Origin of the sequence: Nostoc sp. TCL240-02 (assembly GCF_013343235.1) — a bacterium.
Classification (GTDB): Bacteria; Cyanobacteriota; Cyanobacteriia; order Cyanobacteriales; family Nostocaceae; genus Nostoc.
The window spans coordinates 3,433,171-3,451,627 of record NZ_CP040094.1; the positions used below are offsets into that span (position 1 = coordinate 3,433,171).

General features: G+C 38.6%; 19 protein-coding genes and 3 tRNA genes. 11 read left to right on the forward strand and 11 right to left on the reverse strand.

The features are described from left to right. Positions 1-220 precede the first annotated feature (220 nt). On the forward strand, positions 221-520 hold the full coding sequence (locus FBB35_RS14650) for a hypothetical protein (RefSeq protein WP_174710233.1): 300 nt from the start codon (positions 221-223) through the stop codon (positions 518-520). Positions 521-742: 222 nt separating this feature from the next. Here FBB35_RS14650 and FBB35_RS14655 read toward each other — a convergent pair. The 4 genes from FBB35_RS14655 to FBB35_RS14670 all read right to left on the reverse strand — a co-directional run bounded on the left by FBB35_RS14655 (position 743) and on the right by FBB35_RS14670 (position 2,256). After that, positions 743-814, reverse strand: a tRNA-Thr gene (locus FBB35_RS14655). A gap of 87 nt (positions 815-901) precedes the next feature. Then, positions 902-987 (reverse strand) — tRNA-Tyr (locus FBB35_RS14660). A gap of 124 nt (positions 988-1,111) precedes the next feature. Next, complete coding sequence (gene nadA, locus FBB35_RS14665; RefSeq protein ID WP_174710235.1) at positions 1,112-2,086, reverse strand: quinolinate synthase NadA; 975 nt, start codon at positions 2,084-2,086, stop codon at positions 1,112-1,114. A 14-nt stretch (positions 2,087-2,100) separates the two neighbouring features. Next, positions 2,101-2,256 (reverse strand): hypothetical protein, encoded by a 156-nt coding sequence (locus FBB35_RS14670; RefSeq protein WP_163937771.1) that lies wholly within the window; start codon positions 2,254-2,256, stop codon positions 2,101-2,103. On the opposite strand from FBB35_RS14670, the gene FBB35_RS14675 reads away from it, so the two are divergent. Together FBB35_RS14675 and FBB35_RS14680 are read left to right on the forward strand one after the other, a co-directional pair. Further along, complete coding sequence (locus FBB35_RS14675) at positions 2,236-3,156, forward strand: TIGR04168 family protein (RefSeq protein ID WP_174710237.1); 921 nt, start codon at positions 2,236-2,238, stop codon at positions 3,154-3,156. The genes FBB35_RS14670 and FBB35_RS14675 overlap by 21 nt on opposite strands. A 131-nt stretch (positions 3,157-3,287) precedes the next feature. Next, positions 3,288-3,372: transfer RNA gene (locus tag FBB35_RS14680), tRNA-Ser, on the forward strand. 45 nt (positions 3,373-3,417) lie between these two features. Here FBB35_RS14680 and FBB35_RS14685 read toward each other — a convergent pair. Beyond that, a complete protein-coding gene (locus FBB35_RS14685) occupies positions 3,418-3,663 on the reverse strand; it encodes a four helix bundle protein (protein WP_254625948.1) in 246 nt (81 codons plus the stop codon). A 190-nt stretch (positions 3,664-3,853) separates the two neighbouring features. Continuing rightward, complete coding sequence (locus FBB35_RS14690; RefSeq protein WP_174710238.1) at positions 3,854-4,216, reverse strand: hypothetical protein; 363 nt, start codon at positions 4,214-4,216, stop codon at positions 3,854-3,856. A gap of 94 nt (positions 4,217-4,310) precedes the next feature. Here FBB35_RS14690 and FBB35_RS14695 point away from each other — a divergent pair, with 94 nt between their 5' ends. Continuing rightward, complete coding sequence (locus FBB35_RS14695) at positions 4,311-5,333, forward strand: IS4 family transposase (RefSeq protein WP_174708137.1); 1,023 nt, start codon at positions 4,311-4,313, stop codon at positions 5,331-5,333. On the opposite strand, the gene FBB35_RS14700 is transcribed toward FBB35_RS14695, so the two are convergent. Then, positions 5,293-7,350, reverse strand: a complete 2,058-nt coding sequence (locus tag FBB35_RS14700) for an NACHT domain-containing NTPase (RefSeq protein WP_174710239.1) — start codon at positions 7,348-7,350, stop codon at positions 5,293-5,295. The two genes, FBB35_RS14695 and FBB35_RS14700, sit on opposite strands and share 41 nt — an antisense overlap. 160 nt (positions 7,351-7,510) lie before the next feature. Here FBB35_RS14700 and FBB35_RS14705 point away from each other — a divergent pair, with 160 nt between their 5' ends. The 4 genes from FBB35_RS14705 (at position 7,511) to FBB35_RS14720 (ending at position 9,192) form a co-directional block, all read left to right on the forward strand. Next, positions 7,511-7,726 (forward strand): hypothetical protein, encoded by a 216-nt coding sequence (locus FBB35_RS14705; RefSeq protein WP_174710241.1) that lies wholly within the window; start codon positions 7,511-7,513, stop codon positions 7,724-7,726. Positions 7,727-7,844: 118 nt separating this feature from the next. Next, positions 7,845-8,111 (forward strand): Arc family DNA-binding protein, encoded by a 267-nt coding sequence (locus tag FBB35_RS14710; protein WP_174710242.1) that lies wholly within the window; start codon positions 7,845-7,847, stop codon positions 8,109-8,111. After that, entirely contained in the window at positions 8,108-8,566 is a 459-nt protein-coding gene (locus FBB35_RS14715) for a type II toxin-antitoxin system VapC family toxin (protein ID WP_174710244.1), read from the forward strand. The genes FBB35_RS14710 and FBB35_RS14715 overlap by 4 nt, the downstream gene beginning before the upstream one ends. 179 nt (positions 8,567-8,745) lie before the next feature. After that, positions 8,746-9,192 (forward strand): thioesterase family protein, encoded by a 447-nt coding sequence (locus tag FBB35_RS14720; RefSeq protein ID WP_174710245.1) that lies wholly within the window; start codon positions 8,746-8,748, stop codon positions 9,190-9,192. On the opposite strand, the gene FBB35_RS14725 is transcribed toward FBB35_RS14720, so the two are convergent. The 3 genes from FBB35_RS14725 to menA are packed head-to-tail and all read right to left on the reverse strand — an operon-like array spanning position 9,185 to position 12,500. Beyond that, positions 9,185-10,579: a 2-succinylbenzoate--CoA ligase gene (locus FBB35_RS14725; RefSeq protein WP_174710247.1), complete on the reverse strand. Its 1,395-nt coding sequence runs from the start codon at positions 10,577-10,579 to the stop codon at positions 9,185-9,187. The genes FBB35_RS14720 and FBB35_RS14725 overlap by 8 nt on opposite strands. Further along, positions 10,564-11,553, reverse strand: a complete 990-nt coding sequence (locus FBB35_RS14730) for an o-succinylbenzoate synthase (protein WP_174710249.1) — start codon at positions 11,551-11,553, stop codon at positions 10,564-10,566. The genes FBB35_RS14725 and FBB35_RS14730 overlap by 16 nt, the downstream gene beginning before the upstream one ends. 35 nt (positions 11,554-11,588) lie before the next feature. After that, entirely contained in the window at positions 11,589-12,500 is a 912-nt protein-coding gene (menA, locus tag FBB35_RS14735) for a 2-carboxy-1,4-naphthoquinone phytyltransferase (RefSeq protein WP_174710250.1), read from the reverse strand. Between the two features lie 306 nt (positions 12,501-12,806). Here menA and FBB35_RS14740 point away from each other — a divergent pair, with 306 nt between their 5' ends. Next, complete coding sequence (locus tag FBB35_RS14740; RefSeq protein WP_174710252.1) at positions 12,807-14,222, forward strand: isochorismate synthase MenF; 1,416 nt, start codon at positions 12,807-12,809, stop codon at positions 14,220-14,222. A gap of 137 nt (positions 14,223-14,359) precedes the next feature. Beyond that, positions 14,360-15,106, forward strand: a complete 747-nt coding sequence (locus FBB35_RS14745; protein WP_174710254.1) for a class I SAM-dependent methyltransferase — start codon at positions 14,360-14,362, stop codon at positions 15,104-15,106. Positions 15,107-15,253: 147 nt separating this feature from the next. On the opposite strand, the gene FBB35_RS14750 is transcribed toward FBB35_RS14745, so the two are convergent. Continuing rightward, entirely contained in the window at positions 15,254-16,558 is a 1,305-nt protein-coding gene (locus FBB35_RS14750; RefSeq protein ID WP_174710255.1) for a glutamate-5-semialdehyde dehydrogenase, read from the reverse strand. 548 nt (positions 16,559-17,106) lie between these two features. Between FBB35_RS14750 and FBB35_RS14755 the strand changes: the two genes are divergently transcribed. Continuing rightward, entirely contained in the window at positions 17,107-18,324 is a 1,218-nt protein-coding gene (locus tag FBB35_RS14755) for a transporter substrate-binding domain-containing protein (RefSeq protein WP_174710256.1), read from the forward strand. Positions 18,325-18,457: the final 133 nt, after the last annotated feature.

The window sequence follows — 18,457 nt, forward strand, 5'->3', positions numbered from 1 at the left end:
GTAAAGTTTTGTATCAGCATTCAACATTTCTGACTTAAATCATTATTAACTTTACATTATATGTTTCCTGCTATTCAATAGTGCCAATACGATCACTAAGCTTATTTGGTGTTCATTCAATACCAATTAAACTTATTTTTTATCTAGTTATAGCCAACCATATAATAAATTGATTGATATACTGACTTAATTTAATTACGTACAATCAACTTAATACAAAATGAAATTATATAAACTTTGGAATACTTCAAGTGATTGGTGGGTTATTGCACCTAATGAAGAAATTGCTCTTGACTACAGTTATAAAAATACATTAACTAAGGAGAAAAGGAATCTTGGTGTATCTTCTGATACATACTTTTCTTCAGACAAAACACATGGTGGACTAAATGAATTACTAAAAGGTAATAGAATAGGTATAGTTATTAGGGTTAGAACTGACGAACCTCCCTTTGAAGATAAATGGATATTTACTATTTCACATGAGTGGATACCTGAACAGCTTACTTGGCGTAGATAAGCCTTAAACAGCTAATGTTCTATATTCATATCTCCTCTATTGCGGTATGCAGTATACAAATAGTATCTGAAGTTACAGTAGTTATTTTCTATGTCAAATCATAGTCAAAATTCTGTCCTGCATAGTCAAAAATGCAAGGAAAAGAGTTAGATTTTCAACATCCAGATTCCTTAAAAAGCCTGAAAGGGTTAGTTTTGCGTTGATTATACTGTCAATTTAAAAAGCCCGTGACGAGGATTGAACTCGTGACCTCACCCTTACCAAGGGTGTGCTCTACCACTGAGCCACACGGGCGAAATATAATTCCGCTTTTTCAGCTAGAAGTTAAAATGCTGGGAGTTTTGATGCTTACCCAGACATTATAACTTATAACTTCGTAAGTGGTGGGCCGGGCTGGATTTGAACCAGCGTAGGCGCTAGCCAACGGATTTACAGTCCGTCTCCATTAACCACTCGGACACCGACCCGATTTGTCTCACGATTTAAAATCTTAGCACCATGTTTTAGAAATTGCAAGTGATTAGAAAAAATAACTTGTAGGTAGAGATCGCAACAAAATTGCGTCTCTACCATCAGTATAAAAAATACTGCTTACACGCTCATTTCCAGCATTCGTTGCATTGGTCGCAGTGCAGCAAGGCGAATATCCTCTGACATGGTAATTTCGGGAGTGCGATTTTTCATTGCCCAGTAGAGCTTTTCTAGGGTGTTTAACCGCATAAACGGACATTCGTTACAAGCGCAGTTATTCATCGGCGGTGCAGGAATAAAATGCTTGTCAGGAGCTAGTTTTTGCATTTGGTGAATGATTCCCGGCTCTGTCGCAACGATAAATTCTTTGGTGGGGCTGTTTTGACAATACTTGAGTAATGCGGCTGTAGAGCCAATAAAGCTGGCGTGGCGCAATACACTACTTTCACATTCTGGATGTGCGATCGCCTCTGCTTCTGGGTGAGCAATTTTTAACTGGACGATTTTCTTTTCCGAAAAGGTTTCATGGACAACACAGCTACCTTGCCATAGCACCAAATCTCGTCCCGTCTGTTCCATCACATACCGCCCCAAATTGCGATCGGGGGCAAAAATAATTGGCTGTTCCTTCGGTATCTGCTGGACAATTTTCACAGCGTTGGAGCTAGTACAAATAATATCGCTCATCGCCTTGATATCAGCAGAACAGTTGATGTAAGACACCACCAAATGATTCGGATGCGCTGCTTTAAAAGCTGCAAACTCATCTGCTGGACAACTGTCTGCTAAAGAACAACCAGCATTCAAATCTGGTAAAAGTACTAATTTATCGGGATTAAGTATCTTTGCTGTTTCTGCCATGAAGTGAACGCCAGCAAAAACAATTACATCCGCATTGGTTTTTTCGGCGGCTCTTGCCAGTTGTAATGAATCCCCAATAAAGTCTGCAATATCCTGAATATCTGGCTCTTGATAATAATGCGCCAGGATAACGGCGTTGAGTTCTTTTTTGAGACTCTGAATCGCGGCAAACAAATCTAGTGGTAGTTCACCCAGTTGGGTGTTTTCTCGTTGAGCTAATGCAGTAGTAAACACAGTTTAGGGGTGCTTTATGTTGCAAATGTATGTCCTGTGGATTCAATTATAGTAGTTTTTACCAAAAATAGTGGACGGTTGATATTTTGGGGTTGTGTCCAAATCGGGCTGAGTTTCATATCCTGGAGATAGACGGCAAGGAAAGTGGCATGACCAGTCAGAAAACTCAATCGATAAACCTCAAAATTGCTGTAGTTGGAGATATTCACGACCAATGGGAAGTGGAAGATGGCGTTGCACTCAAGCATTTGGGTGTTGACTTAGTGCTGTTTGTCGGGGATTTTGGCAATGAATCGGTGGAAGTGGTCAGAGCGATCGCTTCTCTCGATATTCCCAAAGCAGCCGTGATGGGCAACCACGATGCCTGGTATACCGCCACCGAATGGGGACGCAAAAAGGCTCCTTATGACCGCTCTAAGGAAGACTGGGTACAGGAACAACTCGATTTATTAGGTTCGTCCCATGTTGGTTACGGTAAGCTGGATTTTCCCGCTTGGAATTTAACTGTAGTGGGGGGTCGTCCCTTTACTTGGGGTGGCCCAGAGTGGAAATTCGCGGAAATCTGTAAAGAACGTTACGGTGTGACGAGTTTAGAAGAATCCGCCGATCGCATCGTGAAAGCTGTTAAAAGCGCCGCTTACGAGACAATTATATTTTTGGGTCACAATGGGCCTAGTGGGTTAGGCGATCGCCCCGAAGACCCCTGCGGAAAAGACTGGCACCCAATTGGTGGCGATTTTGGCGATCCAGATTTGGGCGAGGCGATTTCTCAAGCCTTGACTGCTGGTAAAACCATTCCCCTGGTGACATTTGGTCACATGCACCGAGATTTACGCCATACCAAGAAGGTGCAGCGCAAGCCCATCTTTAGAAGTCCAGAGGGAACAATTTACTTAAATGCGGCTAGTGTCCCCAGGATTGTGGAAAATGACAGCGAGAAGTTGCGTAATTTTTCTATTGTCTCCTTAGAGGCGGGTGTGGTTTCGCAAGTTTCCCTAGTTTGGGTGGGGAATGACTTTCAGGTGGCTAAGGGGGAAATTTTGTACGAGCGATCGCGTATTGTGTCGTAGACATTCGCATCCAGTAGTGCAATCTGCGTAGATAATAGGGTATAGTATGATCTGTCAAGTTTAGTGCTAACCAACAAAAGCGCCTGAATAGCGTCTGAAACAAGGATAAACACAAGTTTGACAGATTTACTGGAGAGGTGGCAGAGTGGTCGATTGCGTCCGACTTGAAATCGGATGAGGCTAAAACCTCCGGGAGTTCGAATCTCCCCCTCTCCGTTTAGGAATTAAAAATTGAAAATTAAAAATTAAAAATTGAAGAGGTTAGGTGGGGCTTTTGGTGGAGATAATTATGGCACCAAGAATTTTTGTTAGTTCTTCAGCTTCGGTTTGGAGTTGACTAATTTTTGATTGAGGTACTATTTCGGTAGCAATGAGCAACCTTAACCAATACCGAGTTTCACGGGATTCTTTTAGTGCAATCATGAGCTTGCTGATAAAATCAGCTTTGCTTTGAGCAGCTTGTGCTTCTTCTACATTAGCTCCAATCGATGTTCCTGACCTTAACAACTATTGAGCAAGGGTTCGCGCTACTCCTGGTTTATCATCTAAAAACTGGCACAGTTTGACTATGCGAACTGAAAATGTAAAAGTGCGATCGCATAAATCTTTTTTCATTAGTAAACATTAAAAATTAAAATAAATTACTACACTGTTTTTCTCCTTTTTGTTTGGCATTTTCTCAGCTTTTCCTAAATTATTAACTTTTAATTGGTAAAAACAAGGTATCTTCAATTTCATGCCTAACTTCTGGGCTAATAGAACAATCACTATTCAGGCAATCTACCAATAGCTTATTTGCATCATAATACTGTCTTAATAATTCCTTTTGTACATTATTAAATTGCCATTTATGTCCAATATTCCGATTTTTTATCATTAGAGAACGAAGTTTTTCAAGCCAAATATATCTATCGGTAACTACCCATTCTGAAATAAATTCTTCATCTTGACTTAAACTAGGTAGTCCGTTTTGAATCTCTATAATCTGTTCATGAAACTCTAAATTTGATGTATTTTCAATAAGAAAATATAAAATTCTGTGACAAAAATCAACATGCATTATACCAGAAGTGTTGAATGTTAAGAAAAATCCGATAAAAATAGCCCAAAATATGGTAGTTTTGGGCTAAGGCTTAAAATATATTAGTTTGATTGTGATTATAAATTCATTTCCCAAAATTGTCAAAGATATACTGAAAAGCCTGCCAAAAAACGATTATCCAGTATTGAACAGTCGTCTGTTTTTTGAGTGCTGGCTATCCTATGCCCTGGATAACAGCTTAACAAGTATGCGAGATTTGTTTAACAGATTAAATAACAATTGTTTTGAGGTAGATATTTCTACTTTCTCTAAAGCAAATTTACATCGAAGCCAAAAACCTTTTCAAGAGATTTACCAAAAATTAAATGAATTAGTACAGAAGAAAGTTCAAAAAAAGTTACACAATAAATATGCAATTTGTCCAATAGATTCAACAATTATTACTCTCACAAGTAAATTGTTATGGGTACTAGGTCATCATCAAGTCAAGCTGTTTAGTTCCTTAAATCTCTCCACAGGAAGCCCAGAAGATAACTTCATCAATTTTGGACATGACCATGATTATAAATTTGGTTCCAAAATGATGTCTAGTCTCCCAATAAATGCTGTTGGAGTAATGGATAGGGGTTTTGCTGGATTAAAATTTATCCAAGAATTAGTACAAGAAAACAAATATTTTGTTTTGCGGATAAAAAACAATTGGAAACTAGAATTTGATGGCTCAAATGGATTGGTCAAAGTTGGTGCATCTGATGATGCTCAAGCTTATAGAGTAATTAATTTCTGTGATTTAGAGACAAAAACCGAGTTTCGCTTAGTGACTAATTTACCAGAGTCGGGAGATGCAGCTGTTCATGATGATGAAATTAGGGATATTTATCGATTACGTTGGGGAGTTGAATTGTTGTGGAAGTTTTTAAAGATGCACTTAAAACTTGACAAACTCATTACCAAAAACGTCAATGGTATTACCATACAAATTTACGTGAGCTTGATAGCCTATCTGATTTTACAGCTTTTATCTATTCCCGAACAATGGGGACATACACTATTAGATAAATTCCGCTATCTTCAATCTTGTATGTGTCAGAAAATCAGCTATGTTCATTGGTTTGAGGAGATGATGTTTTGCTGACTAATTTAAGCTTTTGAGACTTAGTGTAACTAATAATGTAAAGTTTTGTATCAGCATTCAACATTTCTGGCATTATACCATCAATTAAGATGGATATAAGAATATCAATAACGAGTTCATTAACTTGATATTTTTGAATTAAGTTTTGATCAATTTCTAAAGCTAAAGTAGAGAAGAATCTAGATTGAGCGTCATTATTCTCAAACATATATTCATACATAATTTCATCGGTAAATACAAAGTATGAAACTCGAACTGCTGCCGATTTATAAGTAGTTTCAACCGAACTTGCCTTGTCATTTACCCATTCCATAAATCGCTGCAATTTCTCATCTTGTGTCAATAATCCATCAACTTTTATCTTCATCATCCACACCAAATCATCTGCCTTCCTCATCATCTCTGCTGTGAGCAAAAAAACCTCCTGCCAGCGTTTTTCATTAATATGCTTAATCAAATTTTTATAAGTAGAATTAGCAACAATTTCTCTTGCTGTAAAATACTCATGAAACGTTAAGTGAGAAAAAGAATAGATGCCCTTAGCTCGTTCTGTTAGTAGCCCATGCTGTGCTTCAATAGACTTTAAAACGGCTTCACTATCGAGTTTCAATACTTCTAGATCTGTGTCAGAATTGCGTAAGTTACGAATAAAATCAGCAATGTATGCTTCAGCAGTTTTCTGCTTAAAGAAATAGTCTTTCTGCTCAAAGGTAGTTAAGCCTATTTGACTCAGCAAGTCTTCCTTACGCTGCGAAGATAGATTTTTATAGACCTGCTCTCTCTCAATATTGCGTTTGGCATCCCATTTTTTCAGCAATACATCTAATCCTTCTTGATAAAGTTCAGAACGGTTTGCTGGGAAATCTCCACTATTTCCAAATACCAAACACAGTAATGTTAACAGTAAAGGACTACTTGCTAGTTCTTGGATTGGTTTATTCTCCTTCAGTTTTTGAATAAATCTTTTACCTTTAACTGGATCAGTTAACTGGAACCAGTTTTGAGCAAAAATGGTTATTTGTTTTTCTTCAAAATCTGCCATCTCTACTTCTGTGAAATTTTCAAAGGTGTATTCTTTGGCAGCAATACGACAGGTAATGACCAACTGATTTGTATGAAACAGGTCGGAAAATTCCCGAATTTGTCGTAAGACACGCTTAGTGTCTTCTTCTCGCACTTCATCTAAGCCATCCAGCAATACCAATGCCTTCCCCTGTCTCAATAGTTCCTCTACTGTCAGGCTGGCATAAGTTACACCACAGCTTAATAATTGTTCAGCAATAAATTGAAAAATATCTGGTTGTTTAGGTGCTTCTGCAAAATCTTTTAAGGTGATAAACAAGGGAAATCTGTTTGCTTGAAATCTCCCTTCAATACATTGCATTGCTAGATATTTTAAAAAAGTGGTTTTTCCTGCTCCTGGTTTGCCTAAAACCATCAGCTTACTATAAAGCTGTACAACGTCTAGTCCTAAGACTCGTTTCTGTTTTACTCTGCTAAGTCCAATCCGCTCAAAGTTATCATGGTCACAGTTTTGTATTAGTTCTGCAACTTTAAGTCGTGTTCGTCCTGTTATTTCCTCTAGAATATTGACATTCGTGTAAATACCTTGTTTTCCTGTTAACTTAATCGGCTTAGGCATATCTAATACCCGCATGGTTCCGCACTTTTCTTTGATGTAGAGTTTGATTTGTTTGCGGATTTCTTGCACTAAAGTATCAATAGAATCATATATGTCATCTTTAGTTAAATCGCCAGAGGGTTTTTGCTGTGAGTATCTTTTGCTCAGATACTCCCGTAAGCGACTTTCTTTAACAGGGCCATTACCAGTGATGCAAAATTTTTTGTAAATGCCTGTAAGACAAGTGCCGAGGTTACTTTCGGAAATGTTTAATTCTTGAGCTACGTTGACTCGATTCTTACTACGACCGAATATTTCCACAAAGACTTCTTTCTCTCGGTGCGACAACTCACTGTATTGCTCCAGTTGCTTAAGAAAGTCCTCTGGTATAGACATTGACCACTCCCACTATTACTTATAAGCCAGTGTAGCCAAAGTTTTTATCAAAATGTGGAGTTAATTCAGTGTAAGTCAGGCTAAGTCAAGGTAAGTCAGATAAATAACTACAAAAGAAAATTGCGACATTGAACTCAGTCAAGTTACTGAGGCGATCGCAATGCTAGAAACACTAATCCCTTTGGTTGTAAATAAGTCTGTTGAAGTTGTTATTGGAATACTGCTGGAAAAATTTTGTAAATGGGTGCTGAGTGATGCCAATATCAAAAGTGCCAACAACTCTCTGAAAATGCAGATTCTTGTACTTTATCTTGATTGGGTTTTACGAAAAACATCACTAAAACCTTTGCCAGAGGAATCAGAAGAGAAGGATTAAGAAACAGTGGGTAGTAGAGATAATAGAGCGATCGCATTCACAAACAAAGTGCGATCGCTCCTGTCTCAATGCTTGCATCGTGCTAGCATAAAGAGAAATCCTACTCTGAGGTAAAGCGATGGCTACCCTTTATGTAAGAAATTTACCCGATGATTTATATGCCAAGCTGCAAGAGTTAGCGGCATCTGAACACCGTTCAATTAACGCCCAAGTCATAACTCTGTTAGAACAAGCTTTAAAGACTGAAGCACAGCAAATAGAAGACCAGAAACGCCAGAATGTACTTAAAGTCCTGGAAGAAAGTCGCCAGCGTCGCCGTGTGAATCCAGCAGACTTCGGATTACCTGATAGTACTCAACTGATTCGAGAAGACCGCGACAGATGACTACCCCTCTAAGATGCGTGTTAGATACCAGTGTGTGTATCAAGTATTTTATTGCTGATCCACTAACTGCCAAAGTTAATCAGCTTTTCGACCATTTTGCCAATCCACAGACGGAAATATTTGTTCCAGACCTCTTTTACATTGAGTGTGCCAACGCCTTATTGAAGTACGTCCGTGCAAGGATGTACACTGCTGCTGAGGTTCAGACAGATTTAGCGACCCTCAAAGCTTTTCCTTTGCGTGTTGTCTCTACGGCTGATTTGATGGCGGATGCAGTTACGATCGCATTAAACTATGGAATCTCCGCCTACGATGGCTCTTATGTCGCACTTTCCCAGCAGCTAGATGCAACTTTGCTAACTCTCGACGGCAAGCTGGTAAAGGCTTTAGCTGGTTCGTCTTACAATGTTTCCTCGTTTAATGACTTTGAGGTTCCGCCGTTGGAGTCAATGTAGAAGCGATCGCTTTTCTTCACCATATATTTAACCCCAAAGCATTGAATGAGGCTAAACAAATCGATACAAGCTCAGAATTGGGGAAATTAAATTTTTATCACCGACTTAATTAGTTGCAATAAAATTAGTTTGTAAAGCAGGGGATAAACCTGCTGTTTTTTAATATTCAATTGTCAAAAATGCCTTTTACTTATAACCGCACTGTTCGCTTTCAAGATACTGATGCTGCTGGAGTAGTTTATTTTGCTAACGTTTTGGGTATTTGCCATGAAGCTTATGAAGAATCTTTAGAAGCATCAAGTATTAATCTCAAAGATTTTTTTACTAATCCCTCTGTGGGGTTTCCCATTGTTCATACTAGTGTGGATTTTTTGCGCCCTATGTTTGTTGGGAATAAGTTGCTGATTAGCTTAATTCCACAAAAAATAGGTGTTGAGAAGTTTGAAATTACTTACGAAATTGCTGTGGGTGAAGTGATAGTTGCTAAGGCTATTACTCGTCATGTTTGTATTGATGTGAGTAGTAGAAATAAGCAGGAATTACCTGATGAGATAGTTCAGTGGTTGGAGAGGAACCGCAGAGATGCAGAGGACGCAGAGAGAAGAAGGTCGAGAGAGATTATGTAATGGAATTTTGGAGGAATTCTGTGGCGATTTGCTGTAACTGTTGACGGTTAATTTTACCTTGAGAGTTGCGGGGTAAATTTTGCTGGGGAATCCAATATTTAGGGATTTTAAATTTGCTGAGTTTGTGTTTGAGTAGGGTTTGGATTTTTAAGACGGAAGTATTTGATTTTTTGGGAATGTAAATCGCTGTTAAGGCTTGTCCCCAGTCTTTATCTGGAATGCCAATGACACAAATATCGGCAACCATTTGAGTTGATTGTATAGCTGATTCAATCTCTGCTGGGTAAATATTTTCGCCACCTGTAATAATTTTGTCGCTATTACGCCCGACAATATTTAAATGACCTTGATCGTCTAAAAAGCCTAAATCATCTACTTGAAAATCAGTTTTATTTTCTCTGGTTATTGGATAGTAACCAAGAGATAAAGATTGAGCATGAATTGTGATATTTCCTATTTGATTAGAATTTAAAATTTCGCCTTGCTGATTGCAAATAGTTACTTTGGCATGGGGAAGAATTTGACCACTGCTAATTTTACCATCGAGAAAATCATCTGGTTTAAGAGTGGCAATTTGAGAGGCAGTTTCTGTCATGCCATAAGTAGGTGCTAATCGGATGCGATGAAATCTGGCTTTTTCTAGTAGTTCGTTCCATGCTGGCGCACCTCCCAAAAGTACAGTATTAAATTGGAATAGCCATTCAGTTAATTCTGGATTTTGTAGGAGGCGTTGTAACTGTGTTGGTACTAAAGATATGAAAAATTCTGATTGTTTAATATTTAATCTTTGACTAGATTCTACGGCTTTAAATGGTTGAATAGCTAGTTTACCTCCGGTGGTAAAAGAGCGCATAAATTGCATTAAACCGCTAACGTGATATAGCGGTAAAACGCAAAAAGAATTGACTTGCTTTAGTTGAAAATATTCGCTAAATCCTTGTACAGACGCTGTGAGAGTTTCCCAAGTATGAATAGCAAATTTAATCTGCCCTGATGAACCACCTGTTGGAATCATAATCGTTGGGCATGGTGCATTGGGCATTGGGCATGGGGAATTATTTTCATTTCCTATTCCCCATTTTCTATTCTCCATTCCCAAAATAATATCTGGTTGTACTAGATCAAAGACTTGTTGCCATTCTTGTGTTCCCCAGTCGGGGTTACAAAGAAAAACTAGACAATTCGCTGCACTAGCGGCAATAAAACTTGCTAAAAACCGCACTGGCTCGCGTTCGGCTAAGATAATTTTTATTGGTGTTCCAAATGCTGATAATTGTGTTAGTTCTAAATATAATTCTTGAGCTATTTGATTAAATTTATGGCTGTTATAACCAATAAGCCAATCATCCTGAGTCAGATTATTAAGGCAGTCTAAAGGTCGTTCCATAAAGTTTGAAACCACGTTTCTTCTTGTTCAAAAAAATGGTCGATGCCAAAACCAATTGCCCTATTGTTTCGGGATAATTCTGCCGCTAGTTTGAGTGCTGCAAGTCTAGCGATCGCAGTTTCAAATACTGATGAAAATACAGTATCAATTTGATGCTGGTGGCAAAACTTTCTCAAATGAGATGGCGATCCCGCTATCCCAGGCTTGATGACAAAAATCCCTCGCCAACCTTGTTGATAACAAGTGGCGAGTTGCCCAAGTGTGGCGACAGATTCATCTAAAGCGATCGCAGTTTCATAACTCCTACTCAATTCCAACATCCCCTGAAATTGCTCAACGGGTAACGGTTGTTCGATAAATTCGATTTCTATGGATACTGTTCCATTTACCTTGAGATTGTCGCAAGTCCGCAGCCATAAGTTAGCTTCTTCATAGGTGAGTCCACCGTTGGCATCTAATCGCAGTTTGGTAAAGGCTGGTAAGGTGTGTATCAGTGACTCAAAAATTTTTAGTTCATCAGCGATCGCATCCACACCAATTTTCCACTTAAACGTGCGATATCCCTGCTGCCATAGAGTTTCCCATTGATTTAAAGCCGCTTCCCCAGATGGTAATAAGCCGCTATAGGAGAAGGAGAGCGCAGAGGATAAATTTAAATTCTTCTCCTCTGCTCCCTTGCTCCCCTGCTCCCACGCTGACTCAAAGCCAAATTGACAAGCAGGTAACTTATCTGGAATAGAGAAAATTATCTCGTCTGTGATTTCTTCTGGGAGTTGGCGACAAAAATCTAAGGCTTGTTCTAGGGTTTCGGAACCAAACCAGCTAATGGGGGCAATTTCTCCCCAACCGAGTTTACCTGATTCATCGGTGAGACGGAGAATAATACCTTCACGAATATCCCACTTACCATGATTAGTGGTAAGCGATCGCAAAAATCTTCGCCGATAGGGACGAAATTGAAACCTGTAAGTCATTTGTCATTTGTTAAATAATGAGTCCTAACTAATTCTCAATTCCCAATTCCCTGGAGAATAAATCCCAAGCCGAACAGCAAGCAAGCCCAGAAATGCACGGCTACGGCGATGAATTTACAGTTACTAACTTTTTCCGGCTGGTTGTGATTTTCTTGGACATGGCGGCATAATTTGAAGGCAAAAGGTAAACTCACCCAACTAAGTAACGTCCAAACTGGAGAAATTCCCAATAGCACAAATAGCAAGGTGAGGGGATAAATGCTAGCAGTGAACCAAATTAGGACTTGGGCCCCTTTTTGGGTTCCGAGACGGACGATAGGCGATCGCTTCCCTGCGGCTATGTCATCCTTAACTTGGTGAAAGTGTGAGCAAAACAAAATTAAGGTTGTGGCAATCCCGACAATTACTGAGGCTGCTAAACTGGTCATTGACCAAGTTTGGGTTTGGCTATAATATGCTGCTTCCACTGCTAAGGGACCAAAGGCAAAAAAGCAAATAATCTCGCCTAAACCCTGATATCCTAAGCGAAAGGGAGGCCCTTGGTACGTATAGCCTAAACCGCAGCAAAGTAGTATTATACCGATAACAGTTAGGTCTTGTTGCCAAAAGGCGATCGCTAGTATGCCCAGCAATCCCAAACCTAAACACAAATTTCCTATCCAAAATACTAATGGCTTATTGCTAGTTAAGTTCACCAGAGAATGGTGCTTATTTTGATCGATACCTGTTTCGGAATCAAAGACATCATTACTGATATTTTCCCAGGCAAGAATTAAAATTGCCGCAGTTACAAAAGTAGAAAATACTGCACCATTGAACATTTTAGTTTCGGCAAATGCAATTGCTGTTCCTACCCAAATGGGCATAATGGCAACGCTGTACATTGGCGGTTTAATCGCTGCCATCCATAACTTCGTGTTTGGATATAAAATTTGCTTGGTAGTCATCAGTTGTGATTAATTAAATTACCGGAATATTACTCACACTTTAGATTTTATGATTTAAAGAGACGCTAGAGATGAGTGATATACAAACAATTGTCACTTTTTCTATGGGTTGTTAACCTTGTGTTGTTAACACTCACTCTCACATTGCAGTCTTAGGCTGAAACTGTCTTATCATGGTCTAGGAACACCATAAACAAAGCAAATCCTACGCTGGTGAAATGGCAACTTAATATGTTACCTGTAAAAATACGACCACGATTAATTACACTTTAGGAAGTTAACTTAAAAAAAATTTACTATAGATCCATGACAGTTTCACCATGTCGTAGCAACTTGTTTGTAGAGCGCAAAGATTTATATCAATTTCTGCTATCAGTCCAAGAAAAGTGCCTCCAAAATAATGGCAAGCAAATTGTCAGTATCTCTCAAGAGATCGATTTAGTTGATCCTTTACTTGTATTGGATCAACTTACACAAGCAAATGAAATAAATTTTTACTTTGAGGACAGAGCTAAAGGGGAAGCGATCGCAGCAATTGATTCTGTAGCAAAATTACAGATTGATGGTGCAGATCGTTTTACTCAAGCTGAATATTTTATCAAATCTTGTCTAAAAAATATAATTAACTTTGGTAACGCTAATCAACCTTTTTCTGGGCCTCACTTTTTTTCTTATTTCAGCTTTTTTGATAACAACGCCCAAGTAGATTATCCATTTCCATCTGCTACCATTTTTCTTCCACGTTGGCAAGTAGCTGTTAAAAATCAGCGTTGTATATTAGTAACAAATATAATTATTAATGAAAATGCAAATATTCAAAGGTTGTTGGAGAATCTGCAAAATAAAATTGAATTTATCCAATCTTTAGAATATTACTCTGCTAATATTGATTGCTTCCCAGCAGCCTTATATAAAAAATCTGTCACTAATGCTACTCAATTTAAACGTTCAGTAGTATCTGCTTTAGAAAAAATTCGGTCTAGTCATTTAAGCAAAATTGTATTAGCAGATATATTAGATGTAAAGTCAAGCAACCACTTTAGCCTAGTTAAATCATTAAATAATCTTAGACAAAATCATCCCAATTGTTATATTTTTTCTACAAGTAATGGTAAAGGACAAAATTTTATTGGTGCAAGTCCAGAAAGATTAATTAGTATTAATAATCAACAGTTAATCACTGATGCTTTAGCTGGTTCTGCACCACGAGGTAAAACCCCTGCTGAAGATGCAGCTAATGCCAATCGCTTACTAAATAGTGAAAAAGAAAAGCACGAACATTCGCTAGTACTTGATTTTATCACCCAACGCCTACGTCAACTAGGTTTGTCACCACAAATATTAGCACCACGGCTGCGACAATTATCGAACATCCAGCATTTATGGACACCAATAAGTGCTGTAGTTCCAGCGAATATCCACCCATTAAAAATTGTCGGACAATTGCATCCTACACCAGCCGTTGCAGGTGCAGCACGAGATGTTGCTTGTGCCGAAATTCGTCATTATGAAAGTTTTGAAAGGGGTTTGTATGCTGCACCTCTGGGTTGGATAGATTCTCAGGGTAACTGCGAGTTTATTGTGGGAATTCGGTCAGCATTGATTGATGGCGATCGCGCGAGATTGTATGCTGGTGCTGGTATCGTTGCTGGCTCCGATCCTGACAAAGAGTTTGCAGAGGTGCAACTTAAGCTTCAGGCTTTACTCAAAGCATTAGTTTAAAATTAAGGTTCTTCAGTCGTTTACCTATAAAATGCTATGAGCAACAGTGTACTAGACAGCAACTTAGTGGATAATATGAAAATATTGTGGTTTTTTACGGAACCCTATCAACTATAAATGCTAAGGAAATAAGTAATATGTTAGATATAAAGCTTTCTAAAAGTAGCGAAGAAGAACTTTTCCCGCCTCAAGAGTTTTTTAACGAGCAGTGGAAACTTTACCAAAAAATACTCGATAACAATTACATGGGACACCGTGAAATTTACTCTACACTGCGCGAGTTGCTGCTTGGACACTTCCAACAACCCTTTAAGATGCTTGAATTGGGATGCGGCGATGCTAGCTTTACTTCCCAAGCTTTGTTAAATAGCACGATTACTTCCTACCAAGGGATAGACTTATCTATACCTGCGCTAGAGATTGCTAAAGATAACATGGCAAAGATTCAATGCGACACAACCTTTACCCAAGGAAATATTTCCCAATTTGTTCCTGAATTGATGTCAAGTCAGCAAAATAGCTTCGATGTCATTTTAAGCTCTTTTGTTCTCCATCATTTAAGCTTTGAAGAAAAGGACTCGATTATTGGTCAGCTTAAGCATCTCCTCACATCTAACGGTGTTTTTATTCTCATTGATGTTGTTCGTAAAGAAGGAGAAGATCGAGAAACATATCTGAGATGTTACTTAGATAACGTACAAAAAGACTGGTCTTTAATTACTCCCCAAGAGTATTTAATGTTGGCAAATCATATTTCTTCAAGTGATTTTCCTGAAACTCAGAAAACTCTTGATGAGATTTCGCAAAAATACAATTTTACTCGCTTTGATTGTCTGTATAACAATCCACTTGATGCTACACAATTGTTGTGCTTTTACCGATAATCAATCATAAAAAATTAGTGAGTGGAACTATTTATATAAAAAGCCTCTTTCTTTGCAAAAAGCAGGCTTTAATCGTACTTGAAACTCGCCAAATACAATAATTTAAAATGATTTGTTTTTGCACTTATTGCAGAGTTAAAAACTCATCTAAAAATCCTGATGAGTAAAAGCTTTAGCATTCGCTCCGGTGTAAGTAGCTACAATATGACCATCACCACTCATTTGATATTTGTATGTCACCAATCCTTCTAAACCAACGGGGCCACGGGGAGGCATTTGTTGTGTACTAATCCCTACTTCTGCACCGAAACCATAACGGAAACCATCAGCAAAGCGGGTAGAACAATTGTGGAATATATTGGCTGAATTTACCAGTCCAAAGAAAGTTTCAACAGATGTTGAATCTTCAGTAATAATGGCATCGGTATGACGAGAACCGTATTCGTTAATATGAGCGATCGCACCTTCTATAGAATCTACAATCTTAATAGACAAAATAAAATCGCTGTACTCTGTTTCCCAGTCTATCTCTGTTGCAGTTAAAATGTTAGGCAAAATTTCCAAAGTGCGTTTATCACCTCTCAATTGTACATAGCGTTCTTGCAAAGCTTCAGCAACTTTGGGTAAAAATTCGCTAGCAATTGATTGGTGAACTAGCAAAGTTTCAATGGCATTACAAACAGCAGGATATTGAGCTTTTGCATCTACTGTAATCGGAATTGCTTTTGAAAGATCGGCGGCTTTATCTATATAAAGATGACAAATACCATCAGCGTGGCCTAATACAGGAATGCGAGTATTTTCTTGAACAAACCGGACAAAGGAATTAGAACCTCTAGGAATAATTAAATCTACATATTTATCTAACTTCAAAAGTTCTAGAGTTTCTTCTCTAGTTGTCAGCAGTTGTACCGCATCTGGGTTAACAGCAGTATGTGATAATCCTTGCTTAATTGCTTTAACTATCGCTTCACAAGAACGTACCGCTTCCTTCCCACATTTGAGAATTACACCATTCCCAGATTTGATCGCTAAGGAAGCAATTTGAATCGCCGCCTCTGGACGTGCTTCAAAAATAATCCCTAAAACACCTAAAGGACAAGTAATTCGTTTGAGAATTAAGCCAGTATCAAGTTCGCGGTGAATCTGGACTTTACCAACTGGATCGTCTAGCTTACCTACATCTTGGACTCCAGCGATCGCATCTCTTAATTTATGTTCATCCAACTGCAAGCGTTTATAAAGCGGTTTCGGAATTCCTTCGGCAGTAGCAGCTTCACAATCAGCAACATTTGCTTGTAAAATTTCATCTCTAGCTGATTCTAAAGCTTTCGCGATCGCAATAATTGCTTGATTTTTTGCCTCAGTGGAGAGAATTGCCAGTTTACTTGAGGCTTTGCGGGTTTTTTGAGCGCTCGTAATTAGGGGAGAACCAATATCAAAAATAGTCATAGCAAAAATATTTACTTTTTCTTCATCTTATCAATGTGAGTTGATCGTTGCTTATCGTCTTCCCCCAATCGGGTGAACCATCTGGGTAATCAATAATTACTCTGATCGGGTGAAGCAAAACCTGGTTGAAAAAACTTATTCTGTGAATATGAAACACAGAGACGGCAAAAGTAACAACTTCACGGTTATATAAATATATTAAGTATTATTACAGGCATTATTTGAAAGCCTTAAATAAGATTTATGCGTACCATAGGCTAGAGAGACATTTATGTTTCTCTGGTCTTTTACTAGCAATATCATCTACAAGGAGTATTTGCAAGCCATTGAGCGCTAAAAAATTATGAGCAGAATATCGATGAGTTGGCGCAGCTAGAAACTCTCGACAATGGTAAGCCATTACAAGATTCATTAAGTGGCTTGAGTTTAGCTATAGCCATATTCATCATCCCTCTAAAAAAATTCTTTTTAGAGGGATGATGAATGTGATATTTAATCTGGGGTGGGCATCATAAATATGCTTTGCATACAACCTCAAGATAATTCTGATGATAAATGCGATCGCTACTAAATTTCGCCAACTTATAACTGGAAGAAAAAGCCCGACAGGTTATTTTGACAGACATAACCACAAAAACAAAACTAGGCATTCGATAGCGCTGTATACCTGCATAGGATTAGTAAGTGCAATTTTGGCATTGTTGTTAATCGCATCCCCAGGACTGGCCCAAAAACCGGAACCCCAACAATCCCTAAAACTCCAACAACCGTTATTAGTAGCTACACGAGTTATACCGCCCTTTGTGCTATCAAACAAAGGTGAGCTATCGGGATTCAGTATCGACCTCTGGCGCAGCATCGCTACCCAGATAGGTATAGAGTCTAAATTTATTGAATATTCCAGTGTGCCGGAAGTGATTTCTGCTATTAAGGACAACAAAGTCAACTTGGGAATTGCAGCTATCTCGATTACAGCCGAACGCGAGCAAAATTTTGATTTCTCATTACCCATTTTTGCTGGTGGGCTGCAAATTATGGTACGCAACCTAGAGAGTAAAAACAGTGCCTTTCCAAATATTTTGCAATTGTTTTTCTCTACTAGCCTCTTGCAGGTAATAGGCATTGCCCTAGTGCTAATTGTCGTAGCAGCCCACATTATTTGGCTATCCGAGCGTAATCACAAAGAAGGGATGATTTCTGAATCATACTTTCCTGGTATTTTTAAAGCTTGTTGGTGGGCAGCAGCCACATTAGCGACTCAAGCCGATGAAATGCCCAAGGGAGTGCTGGGACGTTTAATAGCTATAATCTGGATGTTCATCGGAGTCCTTTTTGTTGCCTACTTTACAGCCAGTGCGACTACTTCATTAACAGTGCAGCAACTTCAGGGCGATATCAGGAGTATAGACGATTTACCCGGCAAGGTAGTGGCTACAACTGCGGGTAGCACAGCAGCGACATACTTGCAAGAACATCATATTTCAGTTTTAGAAGTCCCCAAAATTGAGGAAGCTTACAATGCTCTGCAAACAAAAAAAGCTGATGCTGTGGTGTTTGATGCACCTGTACTCCTCTTTTATGCTGCCAATGAAGGCAAAGGGAAGGTAGAGATTGTTGGCAGTATCTTGCGTGAAGAAAGCTACGGAATTATTCTGCCTAATAACAGTCCCTACCGTAAACCAATTAATCAGGCTCTGTTGAATCTTAAAGAAAATGGCACTTATCAATCGCTATATGATAAGTGGTTCGATCCTAAAAATTCTTAAACTTTGCTAGAAAATTAGAGTTATCGGGATTAGGGCGTATTCTCAAAGTCTTAGATACCCTTAAACCCCCGATAAATTGCTAACGTGTATACACAAGTCGAATTACCCCCTTAATCCCCTGACGCATTTGGGG